The 16,165-nt window shown below is 64.0% G+C and carries 17 protein-coding genes; 9 read left to right on the top strand and 8 right to left on the bottom strand.

Annotated features, from left to right (window positions below):
- Nucleotides 1-27 precede the first annotated feature (27 nt).
- The 5 genes from P0D71_RS02735 to P0D71_RS02715 are packed head-to-tail and all read left to right on the top strand — an operon-like array spanning nucleotide 28 to nucleotide 4,763.
- Nucleotides 28-1,077, top strand: coding sequence for an ABC transporter substrate-binding protein (locus P0D71_RS02735; protein ID WP_091792796.1), 1,050 nt, complete (start codon nucleotides 28-30; stop codon nucleotides 1,075-1,077).
- Nucleotides 1,074-1,898 (top strand): ABC transporter permease, encoded by an 825-nt coding sequence (locus P0D71_RS02730; RefSeq protein WP_408347510.1) that lies wholly within the window; start codon nucleotides 1,074-1,076, stop codon nucleotides 1,896-1,898. The genes P0D71_RS02735 and P0D71_RS02730 overlap by 4 nt, the downstream gene beginning before the upstream one ends.
- Before the next feature lie 47 nt (nucleotides 1,899-1,945).
- A complete protein-coding gene (locus tag P0D71_RS02725) occupies nucleotides 1,946-2,848 on the top strand; it encodes an ABC transporter permease (RefSeq protein WP_408479217.1) in 903 nt (300 codons plus the stop codon).
- Nucleotides 2,845-3,891: an ABC transporter ATP-binding protein gene (locus P0D71_RS02720; RefSeq protein WP_408479216.1), complete on the top strand. Its 1,047-nt coding sequence runs from the start codon at nucleotides 2,845-2,847 to the stop codon at nucleotides 3,889-3,891. The genes P0D71_RS02725 and P0D71_RS02720 overlap by 4 nt, the downstream gene beginning before the upstream one ends.
- Nucleotides 3,892-3,935: 44 nt before the next feature.
- Nucleotides 3,936-4,763 carry a phosphodiesterase gene (locus P0D71_RS02715; protein WP_408479215.1) on the top strand — a complete coding sequence of 276 codons (828 nt, stop codon included), beginning with the start codon at nucleotides 3,936-3,938 and terminating at the stop codon, nucleotides 4,761-4,763.
- Between the two features lie 22 nt (nucleotides 4,764-4,785).
- Here the strand turns inward: P0D71_RS02715 and P0D71_RS02710 are convergent, their stop codons facing one another.
- Nucleotides 4,786-5,271, bottom strand: a complete 486-nt coding sequence (locus P0D71_RS02710; RefSeq protein ID WP_408479214.1) for a DUF2569 domain-containing protein — start codon at nucleotides 5,269-5,271, stop codon at nucleotides 4,786-4,788.
- A 227-nt stretch (nucleotides 5,272-5,498) separates the two neighbouring features.
- Between P0D71_RS02710 and P0D71_RS02705 the strand changes: the two genes are divergently transcribed.
- Entirely contained in the window at nucleotides 5,499-6,707 is a 1,209-nt protein-coding gene (locus tag P0D71_RS02705; RefSeq protein ID WP_091792790.1) for an MFS transporter, read from the top strand.
- Between the two features lie 25 nt (nucleotides 6,708-6,732).
- Here P0D71_RS02705 and P0D71_RS02700 read toward each other — a convergent pair whose 3' ends face one another.
- The 5 genes from P0D71_RS02700 to P0D71_RS02680 form a co-directional block, all read right to left on the bottom strand.
- Complete coding sequence (locus P0D71_RS02700; protein WP_408184595.1) at nucleotides 6,733-7,161, bottom strand: response regulator; 429 nt, start codon at nucleotides 7,159-7,161, stop codon at nucleotides 6,733-6,735.
- A 20-nt stretch (nucleotides 7,162-7,181) separates the two neighbouring features.
- Entirely contained in the window at nucleotides 7,182-7,814 is a 633-nt protein-coding gene (locus P0D71_RS02695; RefSeq protein WP_408184596.1) for a response regulator, read from the bottom strand.
- Nucleotides 7,815-7,974: 160 nt separating this feature from the next.
- A complete protein-coding gene (locus P0D71_RS02690; protein ID WP_408479213.1) occupies nucleotides 7,975-8,547 on the bottom strand; it encodes a ferritin-like domain-containing protein in 573 nt (190 codons plus the stop codon).
- Between the two features lie 101 nt (nucleotides 8,548-8,648).
- Nucleotides 8,649-8,810, bottom strand: coding sequence for a DUF1328 domain-containing protein (locus P0D71_RS02685; RefSeq protein WP_006052455.1), 162 nt, complete (start codon nucleotides 8,808-8,810; stop codon nucleotides 8,649-8,651).
- A 108-nt stretch (nucleotides 8,811-8,918) separates the two neighbouring features.
- The gene (locus P0D71_RS02680; protein ID WP_091800263.1) at nucleotides 8,919-9,095 is read right to left on the bottom strand and encodes a DUF1328 domain-containing protein; all 177 of its coding nucleotides are present in this window, start codon (nucleotides 9,093-9,095) and stop codon (nucleotides 8,919-8,921) included.
- Between the two features lie 252 nt (nucleotides 9,096-9,347).
- Between P0D71_RS02680 and P0D71_RS02675 the strand changes: the two genes are divergently transcribed.
- Nucleotides 9,348-10,817 (top strand): sensor histidine kinase, encoded by a 1,470-nt coding sequence (locus P0D71_RS02675; protein WP_408479212.1) that lies wholly within the window; start codon nucleotides 9,348-9,350, stop codon nucleotides 10,815-10,817.
- Nucleotides 10,818-11,052: 235 nt separating this feature from the next.
- Nucleotides 11,053-11,187: an entericidin A/B family lipoprotein gene (locus P0D71_RS02670; protein ID WP_091792786.1), complete on the top strand. Its 135-nt coding sequence runs from the start codon at nucleotides 11,053-11,055 to the stop codon at nucleotides 11,185-11,187.
- A gap of 328 nt (nucleotides 11,188-11,515) precedes the next feature.
- Here P0D71_RS02670 and P0D71_RS02665 read toward each other — a convergent pair whose 3' ends face one another.
- Nucleotides 11,516-12,310 carry a DUF4397 domain-containing protein gene (locus P0D71_RS02665; protein ID WP_408300601.1) on the bottom strand — a complete coding sequence of 265 codons (795 nt, stop codon included), beginning with the start codon at nucleotides 12,308-12,310 and terminating at the stop codon, nucleotides 11,516-11,518.
- 362 nt (nucleotides 12,311-12,672) lie between these two features.
- Here P0D71_RS02665 and P0D71_RS02660 point away from each other — a divergent pair, with 362 nt between their 5' ends.
- Nucleotides 12,673-14,715, top strand: coding sequence for an oxidoreductase (locus P0D71_RS02660; RefSeq protein ID WP_408479211.1), 2,043 nt, complete (start codon nucleotides 12,673-12,675; stop codon nucleotides 14,713-14,715).
- Between the two features lie 67 nt (nucleotides 14,716-14,782).
- Here P0D71_RS02660 and P0D71_RS02655 read toward each other — a convergent pair whose 3' ends face one another.
- Nucleotides 14,783-15,712 carry an EamA family transporter gene (locus P0D71_RS02655; protein ID WP_408479210.1) on the bottom strand — a complete coding sequence of 310 codons (930 nt, stop codon included), beginning with the start codon at nucleotides 15,710-15,712 and terminating at the stop codon, nucleotides 14,783-14,785.
- Nucleotides 15,713-16,165: the final 453 nt, after the last annotated feature.

Below are 16,165 nucleotides of genomic sequence, written 5' to 3'. Positions count from 1 at the left end.
CACCTTGTCCATCTCTGGGAGATTGCTGTGACCCGCCGTTCCTCCACCGCTTTTGTTCGAGTGCGTCAATTGGCGCGCGCCGCGTTCGCCGCCTCGGCACTTGTCATGACTCTGGCCGCACCCTCGCTCGCGCATGCCGACGAAACCGCGATCTGCTACAACTGCCCGCCCGAATGGGCCGACTGGGCGAGCCAGATCAAGGCGATCCAGCAGAAGACCGGCATTCGCGTGCCGTTCGACAACAAGAATTCCGGCCAGTCGATCGCGCAGCTCATGGCCGAACAGAAGAGCCCGGTCGCCGACGTGGTGTACCTCGGCGTCTCATCGGCTTTCCAGGCGAAGGACAAGGGCGTGATCCAGCCGTACAAGCCCGCGCATTGGGATGACATTCCCGCCAACATGAAGGACCCGCAAGGCTACTGGTTCACGATTCATTCGGGCACGCTGGGCTTTTTCGTCAATAAGGACGCGCTCGAAGGAAAGCCCGTGCCGCGCTCGTGGGCCGACCTGCTCAAGCCCGAGTACAAAGGCATGATCGGCTACCTCGACCCGTCGAGCGCGTTCGTCGGCTATGCGGGCGCGGTGGCGGTGAACCAGGCGCTCGGCGGCACGCTCGATAACTTCGAGCCGGGCCTCGACTGGTTTCGCAAGCTGAAGGCCAATGCGCCGATCGTGCCGAAGCAGACCGCCTACGCGCGCGTGATGTCTGGCGAAATTCCGATCCTGCTCGACTACGATTTCGACGCCTACCGCGCAAAGTACAAGGATCACGCGAACGTCGAGTTCGTGATTCCGAAGGAAGGCACGATCTCCGTCCCGTACGTGATGAGTCTGGTGAAGGGCGCGCCGCACGAGGCCAACGGCAAGAAGGTGCTCGATTTCGTGCTCTCCGACGAAGGCCAGAAGCTGTGGGCCGACGCCTATCTGCGCCCGGTCCGCGCAAACGCGATGACGGCCGACACCGCCGCGAAATTCCTGCCGGCTAGCGACTATGCGCGCGCCAAACCGGTGGACTTCGGCAAGATGGCCGAGAAGCAGTCGAGCTTCGGCGAGCGTTATCTGCAGGTGATGCATTGAACGACATCACGTTCCCGCTGCGCTGGCGCATCGCGTTGATCGCGCCGGCGCTGGCGGTATTCATCGCCTTCTGGCTGTTGCCGATGGGCGCGCTCGCGCAGTTGAGCGGCGACGGCCACGCGTTCGCCACCTATCGCGCGATGCTGACGAATCCGCGCTACATGTCGAGTCTCGGCGCGACCGTGCTGTTGTCCGCGGCGGTCACGGCGGCGACGCTGGTGCTCTCGGTGATCGCGGGATTGCTGCTGGCGCGCCGCGAGTTTCCTTTGAAGCGCACGCTGCTCGCGCTGCTCACCTTTCCGCTGGCGTTTCCGGGTGTGGTGGTCGGCTTCATGGTCATCATGCTCGCCGGGCGCCAGGGGCTGGTCGGCGCGCTCTCGCTGAAACTCACGGGCGACCGCTGGGTGTTCGCGTATTCGATGAGCGGCCTCTTTCTCGGCTACCTGTACTTCTCGATTCCGCGCGTGATCGTCACCGTGATGGCCTCGGCGACCAAGCTCGATGCATCGCTGGAAGAAGCCGCGCGCTCGCTCGGCGCGTCGCCGTGGCGCATCATGCGCGACATCGTGTTGCCCGCGCTCTCGCCTGGTCTGATCGCGGCGGGCGCGGTGTGCTTCGCCACCGCGATGGGCGCATTCGGCACCGCCTTCACACTCGCCACCGACATCGACGTGCTGCCGATGACCATCTACACCGAATTCACCCTCAACGCGAACATGGTGACCGCCGCGGGCCTCTCGATCGTGCTCGGCATGGTGACGTGGGCCGTGCTGGCGTTGGCGCGCAGCGTGAGCGGTTCGGCCGTGGCGGCAAGCGCATGAACGGCATGTTCAAACCTGGCGCTGCCAGACCGGAAGACAGGACCTCAATGAATTCCATCACCGCTTCTCTACAGCCGGCAACGAAGCCGCGCTCGCGTGCGCGCCTGCCGGCCGCCAGAACGTGCCTCGCAGCCGGCCAATGGCTCGTGACGCTGCTGCTATGCGCGTTTCTGATCGTGCCAGTCGTCATGTCGATCATGGCGGGGCTGACGGTCAACTACTTCAAGGGCGTATCGAGCGGACTCACGCTGCGCTGGCTCGAAGAAGTGTGGACGCAATATCACGGCTCGGTATTTCTCTCGCTCGAAGTGGCGGCGGCGACCCTGCTCATCACGCTGCTCACCGGCGTGCCGGCGGGTTACGTACTCGCGCGCAGCAAGACGAGGCTCTCGCGCATCATCGAAGAGTTTCTGGTGCTGCCAATCGCGCTGCCGGGCCTTGCGTCGGCGCTCGCGCTGCTGGTGGTCTACGGCGGCTTCACGATGTTCCGCATGAGCGTGGCGTTTATCGTCGTCGGCCATGTGGTGTTCACGCTGCCCTTCATGGTGCGCGCGGTCGCCGCCGTGTGCGCGAGCAGCGATCTGCGCACGCTCGAAGAAGGCGCGGCGAGTCTCGGCGCGAGCTTTCTGCAACGCTTCGTGACGATCGTGCTGCCGAACGCGCGCCCCGGCATCGTGGCCGGCGCGCTGGCGGTGCTCACGCTCTCCATCGGCGAATTCAATCTCACGTGGATGCTGCACACGCCCGATACCAAAACGCTGCCGGTGGGTCTCGCGGACACGTATGCGTCGTTGCGCATCGAGATCGGCAGCGCCTACACGATTCTGTTTTTCATCATGACGATGCCCCTGCTCGTCGCGATGCAATGGCTCGGTGTCGATGCGACCGGCCAGCGCAGCGCGGCGAAACAACGTGCCGCCGTCTCTCCTTCTAAGTCGCTCAAACCATGAAACTTGCCTCCGTACCCATCGCGCTGACGCAATGCGCGAAAACGTTTCGCGGCACGCGCGTGCTCGAGCCGCTCGATCTGCATATCGACGCCGGTGAAACGCTGGTATTGCTCGGGCCGTCCGGCTGCGGCAAGACCACGACGCTGCGCATGATCGCGGGGCTCGAAACGCCGGACGCCGGCGGCCGCATCGCGTTCGGCGACGACGACGTCACCGCCCTGCCGATCGAAAAGCGCCAGGTCGGCATGGTGTTCCAGAGCTATGCGCTGTTTCCGAACCTGACAGTGCGCGGCAATATCGGCTATGGCCTGAAGATCAAACGCGTGCCGGCCGAGACTGTCCGCCAACGCGTCGACGAATTGCTCGGCATGATGCGTCTCACCGCTCACGCCGACAAGCCGATCGATCAGCTTTCCGGCGGGCAGCGCCAGCGTGTGGCGCTCGCACGCGCGCTCGCCGTGCAGCCGCGCGTGCTGCTGCTCGACGAACCGCTCACCGCCCTCGACGCCCGCTTGCGCGACACCTTGCGCAGCGAGATGAACACGTTGCTGCGCGAGTTGGGCATTACGACCGTGTACGTCACGCACGATCAGGCCGAAGCAATGGAACTGGGCGACCGCATCGTCGTGATGAGCGCGGGGCGCATCGAGCAGATCGGCTCGCCGCGCGAGATCTATTACCGCCCCGCCAACCGGACGGTCGCGCAGTTTGTCGGCACGATCAACCGGCTCGCGGGCGAGCGGCGCGACGGCCTGCTGACGACCACCGGCGGCGCCGTGCCGCTGCCCGCGGGAGACGCGCACGTGAATTCGGCGCACGAAATTTTCTTCCGCCCCGAAGACGCTTATCTTGCCGATCCGGCTCATGCGCAGTTGCGTGGCCATATCGAAAGCACCGCGTTTCTCGGCGAGCGAACACGGCTGACGGTGGGCGGCGCCGCTCCCGACGCGTTGCTGATCGACGTGGCGGGCCGCGTGGAATTGGCGCGTGGCACACCGGTCGGCATTTCAATCGCGCACGACGCGCTGATTGCGCTATCGTAATGAAGTGACGCCGTTGTTTGGCGCGCTATAAAAAAGGACACCCCATGCTGCTGGCTCAAATTAGCGACCTGCATATCAAACGGCCCGGCGCGCTCGCTTACCGCCGCGTCGACACCGGCGCCTATCTCGCACGCTGCGTGGCCGCCCTCAATGCGCTCGAACCGCGTCCCGACGCGGTGATCATGACGGGCGACCTCGTCGACCAGGGCGACCCGGAACAGTACGCGCATCTCAAGACCCTGCTCGCGCCGCTCGAGATTCCCTACTTCCTGCTGGTCGGCAATCACGACGAACGCGCCGCGTTGCGTGCCGCATTTCCCGATCGCGCGGAATTGCAAAGCGGCGGCGAATTCGTGCAATACGCGGTCGATCTCGGCGCGCTGCGACTCATCGCGCTCGATTCGATGGTGCCGGGCCAAAGCGCGGGCGATCTGTGCGACGCGCGGCTCGCGTGGCTCGCCACGCAACTCGACGCGGCTCAAGGCAAACCGACGGTGGTCGCGTTGCATCATCCGCCGTTTGTGTGCGGCATCGGGCATATGGATGAATTGCGGCTCGATCCCACCGCATCCGACAAACTCGCGGCGTTGATCGCGCGTTACCCGAACGTGGAACGCGTGATCTGCGGGCATGTGCACCGGCCCATGTTCGTGCGCTTTGGCGGCACGATCGCCTCCGCGGTGCCGGCGCCCGCGCATCAGGTCGCGCTCGATCTGCGCGACGATGCGCCGTCCGCGTTCATGATGGAGCCGCCGGCGTATGCGCTGCATCGCTATGACCCGGCAACCGGCATCGTCACGCATCACGCGTATGTGGATGCGGCGGATGGGCCGTATCCCTTTTACGAACCCGAGGGCGATCTGATCAATTGATCTGTTCGATTGACACGCGCGCTCACGCGCGGATGAAGGTCTCATGCACGCGCCGGGACGACCTGAAATACGGAATCCCGAGCGCGGCCGCGACGACGGCCTGAATGAGATCGCCGTAGGGAACGGCGATGTCGATGCCGATGGCGTGTGTCATGTAATCGCCGAGCAGATAAGCGCCGGCTCGCATCGCGACAATGGCGACGAGCCAAGCCTGCACCTGCGGCGCGAAGCGCGCAGACCTGCGCAGCACGAGCAGCGCCAGCCAGCCCGCGCCGGCCACGATGAATACGCCCGTGACGACATCACAGCCGACCATCGCGAGCACGGCGCGATACCAGCCATGCGTTTCGCGCCGGATAAACACCGCCAGCAGTTCCCATTCGAGCATCAGTTTGAGCGGATCGCGCATGGCGATCGCCGTATGGAGCACCCACGCGGCAACGCAGGTCAACGCGACGAGCAGCCAGCCGCCGATGTGTCGAGGTTCATGTTTCGTGGTCGAGGCCATGGAGTCGTTCTTCGTTTGCTTCGTTCTGTCGTAATCGGTCGGATGAGGCGCGCCGATTCTACGAACTAACCACGAACGACCATCTCATTTTGTCGACGCGTCCCTTTCAGGTGGCTTGGAACTGGCGTGTTTGCGCGCTCGCGGCCGTCAGCACGATCCGCCATGCTCCGGTATGATCGGCACGCTTGAGGACCGTGCATGGGCCGGTCCGTCAATCGCCCTCTCTCATGTCCACTTCCAACGCGTCCACTCCCGCTTCCGCCGACCGGTCGCTGCGCGGCCTGCTGCTTCTGCTCGCCACTATCGCGGGCGTCGCGGTCGCGAACATCTATTACAACCAGCCGCTGCTCGACGACTTCCGGTTGTCGTTTCCGCACAGCGCGTCGTGGGTCGGCGCGGTGCCGGCCGTCACCCAACTCGGCTACGCGGCCGGCATGCTGTTGCTGGCACCGCTTGGCGACCGCTTCGATCGCCGCCTTCTGATCCTGCTGCAGATCGCCGGCATCTGTGTCGCGCTGGTAGTGGCCGCCGCCGCGCCAACGCTGTCCGTGCTGATCTTCGCAAGTCTGGCGATCGGCGTGCTCGCCACCATCGCGCAACAAGCGGTGCCGTTCGCGGCGGAACTCGCGCCGCCGGCCGAACGCGGCCACGCGGTCGGCACGGTGATGAGCGGTTTGCTGCTGGGGATCCTGCTGGCGCGAACTGCGTCGGGCGTGATCGCCGAATATTTCGGCTGGCGCGCGGTATTCGGCGCGTCCGTGGTCGCGTTGCTGGTGCTCGCGGTGGTCATCATTCTGCGTCTGCCCAGGAGTCAGCCGACGTCCACGCTGCCCTACGGCAAGCTATTGGTGTCGATGTGGCATCTGGTAGTCGAGCACCGCGCGCTGCGTGAAGCGTCGCTGACCGGCGCGGCCCTGTTCGCTGCGTTCAGCATTTTCTGGTCGGTGCTGGCGTTGCTGCTGGCCGGTGCGCCGTTTCATCTCGGGCCGCAAGCGGCGGGGCTATTCGGTATTGTCGGCGCGGCAGGCGCGATGGCCGCGCCGCTCGCCGGCAAGTTCTCCGACCGGCGCGGACCGCGCGCGATCATCACCGTGTCGATCGTGCTGGTGGCGATTTCGTTCGTGGTGTTCGGCGCATCGGCGAGAAGCATTGCGGGCCTCGTGATCGGCGTGATCGTTCTCGATATCGGCGTGCAGGCCGCGCAAATCTCTAATCAGTCACGCATCTACGCACTCAAGCCGGACGCGCGCAGCCGCGTGAATACCGTGTACATGGTGGCGTATTTCATTGGCGGAGCGATCGGCTCCGGCGTCGGCGCGGCAGTGTGGCCGACGTTTGGATGGCTTGGTGTGAGCGCGGCCGGCCTCGTGTTCGCCGGGCTGGCGGCGTGGAATCATCTGGCGCTGCCCGCAGGCGTGAAAGATGTGAAGGGTTAATCGGCGCCCTGTTCGCGCGGAGCGCTCATTGGCCGCTTCGCGCCGACGCATAGTCGTGCAGCGCGTCGATCACCCGGTCGAACTCGAACGACTTGTCGTAAAAGTGGCGCACGCCGTATTGCTCGCAGCGCTCCCGATACGCGGGCAACGCATGATTGGTCAGCACCGCGGCGAATACCCGGTCGATCAATCCCTCACGCTGCAGGTAGGCTAGTACCGGCACGCCCGAGCCCTGCTTCAACTGCAGATCGACGATCACCGCGTCGAAGGGCTCGTCGCTCAATAGCGCAATCGCCTGATCCGCGGAATCCGCGTAGGCGGCTACCTTGAGCAGGCCGGAGGCGTCGATCGCTTCCACGAGGCTTCGGCGAATCAGCGGCGAATCCTCGATCAGCAGCACGCGCAAGGGTGCGCGGCTGGCTTGATCGGCGACAGGGTTCGATTCGCTGTTCATCGGAATATCTCGATCGTCCATTATTCGATCAAACCATTCTTGATCGCGTAATAAGTCAGATCGGCGTTGTTCGCCAGTTGCATTTTCTCCAGTACGCGGGCCCGGTAGGTACTCACCGTCTTCACGGACAAATGCAATTCCTCGGCAATCTCAGTGGGAATCTGCCCGGCCGCGAGCTTGCAGAAAATCTGGAACTCACGCTCGGACAGCGCTTCGTGCGGCCGCCCGGCGGACGGCTTGTCGAGATTGTCGGCGAGCGCGTCGGCCACCGCCTCGGAAAGGTAGCGATGCCCGCGCGCCACCGAGCGAATCGCCCGCACGATCTCGTCGGGCTCGCAATCCTTGTTCAGATACCCGTTCGCGCCCGCGCGCAGCAAGTTGATAGCGTACTGGCTCTCCGGGTAGCCCGACAGAATCAGTACGCCCTGCTCCGGACGCACCTGCTTGATCACACGCAAGGTGTCGATACCGTTCTTGTCCGGCATCGCGATGTCGAGCAGCACCACGTCGAACGCCTGCTCGCGCACGAGGCTGATGGTTTCGTCGCCGGTGGCCGCTTCGGCCGCGACGCACATATCCGGCTCGTCAGCGACGAACTGCCTGAAGCCACCTCGGACGATCGCATGGTCGTCGGCTATCAACACTCGAATCATCGGTTTGGGTGTCCGTGTATTGGAATCGCTCCAAAGCAGACATTGTAATGATCTCCGGCACGGCGTCTGCCGGAATCGGAGAAGGACATGGCGGCGCATGCCGGCGCGGGAAACCTGCCACACCCGCCCAGACCCGCCCGTGCCCGCAGCGCCCTCCCGCTTACTCGCGGCCTTCGAGCAGATCCGCCATATCGTCCGCGTGCTCTTCTTCCACAGCGAGAATCTCTTCGAACATACGACGCGTCGTCACGTCCTTGTCGCCGAGATAGCGAATGATCTCGCGGTAGGTATCGATCGCAATCCGCTCGGCGATCAGATTTTCCTTGATCATGTCGGTGAGGCTGTCGCCTTCCTTGTATTCCGAATGCGAGCGCGTCTTCAAACCGTCCGGTGCGAAATCGGGCTCGCCGCCCAATTGCACGATCCGCTCGGCAATGCGGTCGGCGTGTTCCTGTTCCTCCGCGGCATGTTCGGCGAATTCCGCGGCCACCGCCTCGGAGTTGATGCCCTTTGCCATGAAGTGATGCCGCTTGTAACGCAGCACGCAGACGATTTCAGTGGCCAGTGCGTCATTGCATAGCTTCAGCACCGTTTCGCGATCCGCGCCATAGCTTTGCGTGACCGGACCGTCCGACATGTGCTTGCGTGCGTCTTCGCGGATCTTCGCCAGATCCATCACGAACGGATCCTTGGATTGAGTGGCCGCGCCCTGGGCGCCAGGTGACTTCGACATTGAATTTCTCCTTTATCCGGTATTGGGGGTAACTGCGCATTACGCACGAATCGCGCCTGATGCGCCGGCACAAGGAATGCGGGCTACCAGTAAGCGCCCGTCTACGTTCGGAATACGCCGAGCAGCAGCGTGACCACGAACACGACGAGGAAAATGTAGAACAGGATCTTCGCAATTTCAGCCGCCCCTGCTGCGATTCCGGTAAAACCGAACACGGCGGCGATGATCGCGATCACGAAAAAAACAATGGCATAGTGAAGCATGGCGACTCTCCTTCTTGTTGGTATCTGCGTGGCCTGGCTCGGCACATTCAATGGCGAACCGTCTGCCAGTTTCGAAGACACGGCCTGCGAACTCCTCGTCGAACCACGCTAATCGACGATCTTTTTCGTCACCACGAAGCCGAGCACGAGGAACACGACACACAGAATCACGAACACGATAAACAGGAACTTCGCGATTGCCGCCGCGCCTGCCGCTACGCCGGTAAAGCCAAGAAGGCCGGCGATCACCGCCACGACGGCGAAGAACAACGCCCATTTCAGCATGATGGCTTTCTCCCGAAACATTGATTGAACGATCAGGTCAATCCTAGCCATCAGCGACGGCGGGCGCATTCCGACGCACGCCGGTTTTCGTGTGAGAATCCGCTGACATTGGATTACGGCAGCGTTACGGCGAGCGCGTAAGCCACGCGAGGCCGGTGTGTTGCGCCGGCACGGCGGCCGCGTCGGCGCGATACTCGCACCGTCGCCTGACGCGGCGGACGTTACACTGAAGCCCCAATAGAGGAGCCGAAATTGCCAAATGAGCAGAATGCGCCGAACGCGGCCGCCCTTGGGCCCGCCACCCGCCTGAGCGACTGGATGCGCAATCGCAGTTGGGCGATTGCCATGACCGTGGCGATCGTCATTACCGTGGGCGGTCTCGTGATTCTCGAGACCGCGCGCCAACGCATTGCCGCCGAATACGAGACCGCACTCGAAGCACGCGACGTCACCGTGCAACTGAGCATTCTTGCGAGCCAGCTCTCGCGCCTGAGTGCGCAGCAAAGCGATTTTCTTCTGACGAAGCAGGACGCTTTAGCGCGCGATTTCTGCGCGACCGCTGTGCGCATCCGTCAGAGCGAACAGCAGTTGAACCGCTTCTACCGCAGCGGCAAAGCCGACAGCGCGGAACTCGCCAGCTTCACGCAGATCCTGGCGCTGATCGAGGCGCGTATTGGCGCGGGCGCGTCCGCGCTGCAGCGCGCGGCGCCGCATCCGCTAGATCTCGCCGCCTGCGGCAGCGCGAGCGAAGCCAGTCCGGCCGATGCGTCGCTCGTGGACAGCACGCTCTCGCTGCTTCGCGACAACGAGGAGCGCCGCGCGCAACACGCGCTTGCCGCGAGCCGCGGCGATCAGCGCATCTCCACGCTGTGCGCAGCGGGCTTGTCGGCGCTGAATATCGTGCTGTTCATCCTGCTGTTTCGTAACCTCGGCATTCAGATCGATCGTCAGGCGCGCGTGCAGCGTCAATTGATCACACAACAGGAGGGACTCGACCAGCTCGTGAATGAACGCACCCGTCAGCTCGAAGCGCTCGGCTGGCACTTGCAGGCAGTCAGCGAAAACGAAAAAACCCAGCTCGCGCGCGAGCTGCACGACGAGCTCGGCGCGATTCTGACCGCGAGCAAAATGGACGTGGCGTGGGCCAACCGCAAACTGAAGGACAGCGCGCCGGATATCTCCGAGAAACTCAAGCGGGCGCTCGCGAATCTCGACCAGGGCATTGCGCTCAAGCGCCGCATCATCGAAGACATGCGGCCTACGGTGCTGGCGAACTTCGGGCTCGTTACCGCGTTGCGTACGCTCGCCGACGAAGCCGCGCAGCGCAACAACTGGACGCTCGAACTGCACCTGCCCGCCGACGACATCAAGCTCGACGAGCAGACGGAGATCGCGCTGTTTCGCGTCGCGCAGGAGTCGCTCACCAACGCCGCCAAGTACGCGCGGGCTTCGAAGGTGTCGATCGCATTGCAGGTCGGCGATGGCCAGGTGGCGCTGCATATCGCCGATAACGGCGTCGGCATCATGCCGGCCGATCTGAAGCGCACCCACACGCATGGGCTCCTGGGCATGCGCCAGCGCGTCGCCGCGCACGGCGGGCGCTTCGATATCCGGCGCGGCGTGCCCAACGGCACCGACATCCATGTGGAGATGCCGAGCGTGAGCACCGCGACGCCTTCGATCGACCTGCCGCCGGCCACGCCGTCGCGAACGTCCGTCTAGCAAAGGCTCGCGCGACGTCACAGTCAGGCTTGTAGGAGTGCGCCGACGCAAACAGCGGAGCACGCCTACAAGAAAATCGCAGCCCGGCCGACAGCGCCTTCCGCGCCCTTTTTTTACCATGCAATCAGACCGGATCGACTGGCGTAAGCCCCGGTCGGACGACAGCTAGCTTAGCTGGCGCGTGCCGTAGAACACGGGCACGTCAACCGATGCATTCTCGACAAGGAGAACTCTCATGAATCGACTGATCGCTTTGCTTCTCATTGCAGGGACGGCTGCGCTCGCCGGTTGCAACACCATGGCGGGGGCTGGGCAGGACATTTCGAAGGGTGGCGACGCCATCACGAATTCGGCTGAAAAGGCCAAGTAAGCAGGTCATATGAAGCAGACGCCCGGCGCTTTGAGGCGCCTGGCAACGGGGGTTCGTGAAAGCCCGCCGCGGGAAACCTCGGCGGGCTTTTTTTCGCCTGATGGTCGGGCTTCGTTGTTTGCGCAGCCTTCGCGCACGCATCGGCGTGATGCTCGCAACAGTCACGGCTTCGTTACCGACGCTCAGCGACGCCACAAACAAAACGGCGATCCACTCGCGTGGATCGCCGCTCCGTCCTCCCCAGGACGTGTCGCTTATTGCATGCGTCTGATTCAAGCGCCGCTTGCGGGCATTCCTGTCAGCGCACTTCTTCGCGCACTTCGCGTACTTATTGGCCCGTCAGCGTATTCGTCAGTTCGACGCTCGGCGTCTGCGTATTGCCGTTCTGCGCGACCAGCAGATGGATCTGGCCCGGCACGAGCTGGCTCAGCGCCCCTGCGATCGGCACCGACGTCACCAGCCAGTCGGCATTGTTCGACAACGTGAATGCCGGCGACTGGAAGATCGGCGTCTTACTGCCCGCCGCTGTCGCGATCAGCACGTACGTGCCGCCGGACACGTAGATCGAGTCCTGACCGCTCGCCGGCACCGCGTTCTTGAATGCCACGCCGGCCATGGTCGGCGAGACGTTGGCGATGTTGGTGGCGGTGGATTGGACCAGATACAGGTCGAGATTGGTCGCGTTCGCCGAAGCGTTGAACCCGCGCACACGCGCGCTATTCGAGAGCAGCCCCTTGTCGAACGGATCGTCGATCAGGCCGATGTCCGGTGCGGCGAGACCCGGCAGAGCGAGCACGGTGTATTCGTGGCCCTTGGCGACATCCGGAAAGCTGCCGCTTGCAAGCGCCGTCGTCGAACCGGTCGCCGAGTAAGCGACAGTCGTCGCACCTGTGTTGATATTGGTGAGGTTCGTCACACCCTTATAGCTAATGTTCGTCTGACCAGAAGGCGCTGCGCCATTCACGAGAAAGTCGACCGCCGGGCCACTCGGAATGGCATGGATGAAATGGATCTCCGGATTGGTCAGCCCGAGTTCCTTGCCCACGTCGTCGGAACCGCCGCCACACGCGCTCAGAATGGATGCAACCGCAGCCATCGCCACCATGGTTCGGATCAGTTTCATTATGTTCACCTATCGATGTTATCGGGCTCTCGGCCCATTGATTTGTGGACGTCCCGCTTCGGACAACACGCCGTCTGAAACCTTGTTCGCTGGTCGTTTGAACGGTTTCAGGCCGGCTCTCCGAAACGGAGCACCCCCTCCTATCCCTGCCGCACATCGCGCCTTTTTGCCGAACGGCGCGGTCCCTGTCGATGGACGCTCGCTTTGAGCAATGCGTGTGCCGCGGGGTTTGGCATGGCCGGTGGCGGCTGAAGAATGTCTTACGGAGCAACGACTTGCGAGGATTAGAATTTTTCCTCGGCGGGTTGGCACGCAACGCGGTGTATTGTTCGTGCGCGTCCAATAATTACACGGTCACCCGCATGTCTTACCAACACTTACTCGCCGAACTCGATCTGGGCTTCACTCGTTTGCGCAACCGCGTGGTGATGGGTTCGATGCACACGGGCATGGAAGACCGCTTCTGGAATTACCCGAAGCTGGCCGCGTATTTCCGCGAGCGCGCGAAAGGCGGCGTCGGTTTGATCGTCACGGGCGGGATCTCGCCGAATCGCGAAGGTTGGCTATTGCCGTTCGGCGGCACGTTGAATTCCGTATTCGATCTGCGCAATCACCGGAAATTGACCGAGGCCGTGCATGCCGAAGGCGGCAAGATCGCGCTGCAGATCCTGCACGCGGGCCGCTATGGCTATCAACCGTTCGTCGTCTCCGCATCGGCGATCAAGTCGCCGATCTCGAAGTTCAAGCCGCGAGCGCTGACTATCGCCGGCATTGCGAAGACCGTGCGCGACTACGCGCGCTGCGCACGCCTCGCTCAACGCGCGGGCTACGACGGTGTGGAGATCATGGGCAGTGAAGGCTACCTGCTCAACCAGTTCCTGTGCCCGCGCACCAACCAGCGCACCGACGCGTACGGCGGCAGCATCGAAAACCGCATGCGACTCGCGCGCGAGATCGTCGAGGCGGTGCGCGCGGTATGCGGCGAACGCTTTATCGTCGTGTACCGGATCTCGCTGATCGATCTGGTGGAGGGCGGCAACACGTGGGACGAAACCGTTCAGGTCGCGCAGGCGCTCGAAGCCGCCGGCGTCACCATGTTCAACACCGGCATCGGCTGGCACGAGGCGCGTGTGCCGACCATCGTGACCTCGGTGCCACGCGCCGCCTTCGCCGCGCTGAGCGCGCGATTGAAGGCCGCCGTCAAGGTGCCGGTGATCGTATCCAACCGCATCAATACGCCCGAGGTCGCCGAAGAACTGCTCGCGCAGGGAGCGGGCGATCTGGTTTCCATGGCGCGGCCGCTATTGGCCGATCCCGAGTTCGTGGTGAAGACCGCCGAGGGTCGCGCGCACGAAATCAACACCTGTATCGCCTGCAATCAGGCCTGCCTCGATCACACGTTCAAGAACCAGCGCGCCACGTGCCTCGTCAATCCGCGCGCGGGACGCGAAACCGAACTGATCTACCGGCCCGTCGCCGGGGCGCAGGCCGCGCGCTCGGTGGCCGTGGTCGGCGCGGGTCCGGCGGGATTGTCGGCGGCGACCGTCGCCGCGGCGCGCGGGCATCACGTGACGCTGTTCGATGCGAGCGCAACGATCGGCGGCCAGTTCAATCTGGCGATGCGCGTGCCCGGCAAGGAGGAGTTCAGCGAAACGATCCGCTATTTTCAGAGCCAGTTGCAACGCCACCGCGTCGACGTGCGGCTCGACACGCGCGTCGACCCCGCCCTGCTGGCCTTGGGTGCTTACGACGACGTGATCGTCGCCACCGGCATCGTGCCGCGCCGGCCGGCGATTGCCGGCATCGACGCGGCGAACGTGCTGTCGTATGTGGACGTGCTGCGTGGTGCGCCGGTCGGCCAGCGTGTCGCGGTGATCGGTGCGGGCGGCATTGGCTTCGACGTCAGCGAGTTTTTGCTGCATCGCGCGGGCGACCCTCTGCCAATGCCGCGCGACGCATGGCTCGACGAATGGGGCGTCGATCTGGCCGTGCGGGAACGCGGCGGGCTGAAACCGCCCGCTCCGGCGCGGCCGCCGCGGCAAATCTGGCTGTTGCAGCGTAAGGCCGGCAAGCTCGGCATGGGGCTTGGCAAGACTTCCGGCTGGGTGCATCGCGCGACGCTGGCGAGGAACGGCGTGACAATGCTCGGCGGCGTCTCGTATCTGGAAATCGCGGCGCGCGGGCTGAAGATCGCGCATGAAGGCGTCGAGGAATGGCTCGACGTGGATACGATCGTGGTGTGCGCGGGGCAGGAATCGCTGCGCGATCTGCACCCGCAGGCAGCGGGTGAAGCGAATCAGGCCGGCGGCCCGCGTTATCACGTGATCGGCGGGGCGAAAGTCGCCACTGAACTGGACGCGAAACGCGCGATTCGCGAAGGCGCGGAAGTGGCCGCGGCGCTCTAATAGCGGGCCGCCGCCCCGGCACAATGAGACTCACAAGGGGCAACCCCAACGCAAGCCCGCTCCAGGCTCAGGCGAGCCCCTTCTTCCGGTAGTCGAACCAGAACGACAGTCCCACGCTCGCCAGAATCACGACCGTCGCGATCACCGTGGAGCGGGTGACCGGCTCGCCGAGCAGCAGCGCACCCAGCGCCACGGCCACCACCGGGTTCACGTACATGCAACTGCTGGCGATGATCGGGCTGGTATGCCGGATCAGAAAACCATATGCGACGTAGGCGGCCATCGTGCCGATCAGCATCAGGTAGATGAACGCCAGCACCGGCATAACATGCACCTCGAGCATCCGCTCGCCGGAGACCCACGCGACCAGCGTGGACATCGCGCCGCCCAGACCGATTTGCAGCGACGTCGAGAGAAACAGGTCCGAGGGCAGTTTCAGACGCCCGGCCAGATGCGCGCCGCCCGCCCAGAAAAGCGCACCGCACAGAATCGCCAGGCTGCCGCCCGCAGAGCCCGGCGCACTATCGCCATGGCTGAGAATCGCGATGCCGACCAGACCGAGGCCGACAGCGAACCACTCGCCCCGGCCAATCTTGCGCCCCGCCACGGCCGCGATCACCGTCGCGAACAGCGGCACGGTGGCGACCATCACCGCCGCGGTGCCGGTGCCGACGGTGCGCATCCCGTAGGCGAGCATGCCGCTCGACAAACCGACCAGCATGGTGCCCACCAGCCCGGCATTACGGATTTCGGCGGCGCTCGGCCAGACCGGATTGCGGCGCGCCGCAAAAATAAAGAGGCCTACACCGGCGAACAGATTGCGCAGCCCCGAGAGAAGCAATGGAGGAAACGAACCCAGCGCGACGTGCACGGCAAGATAGGTCGAGCCCCACACGACATAGACGACGGCGAGCGCGAGCGCGAGCTGGCCATTGCGGGACTGCGGCAAACGGAGCGAAAAACCACGCGGAAAACGGCTTGGGAGTTGCAGCGACATGCGTTCAACCCGCCCATGCCGCTCGAGGTGCGGCGCCCCCGCTGGAGACCCTGAGGCGGGATGGCGGACACCGCATCGGCGATACGGTCTGACGGGCGAGGCTGGCGGACATGTTGGTGGAGCGGAAGGACGATAGATGGCCAATGAGCCACAACGCCGCGGCGGCCGAAGAAATCGGGCCACGGCGAACACGCGCCAAATAGTGGGCGCGCACGGCATTATGCAGTAAGCGCCCACCGCGTCGCTTGAAAGAATCGTAACTTTTTGGCGTACTTGCAACAAAAACGCCGCGGACGTTCCCCCCCGTATTTGCCACGTCGACGCCACAGAACGCGTTGAATGCACAAGGCATAGCGATCTGTGTTTCGGCATGAGCCGCCGTGCGTTGCTGCGGATCACTGAGTGGTCGAGCCTCACGCCGCCTGGTTGAGTGGACGCTCAAGCAAGGTCGGC

Origin of the sequence: Paraburkholderia sp. RL17-383-BIF-A, from assembly GCF_046028015.1 — a bacterium.
Classification (GTDB): Bacteria; Pseudomonadota; Gammaproteobacteria; order Burkholderiales; family Burkholderiaceae; genus Paraburkholderia.
Note: the sequence above shows the minus strand (reverse complement) of the source record. Positions and strands in the feature narration are given on the sequence as shown.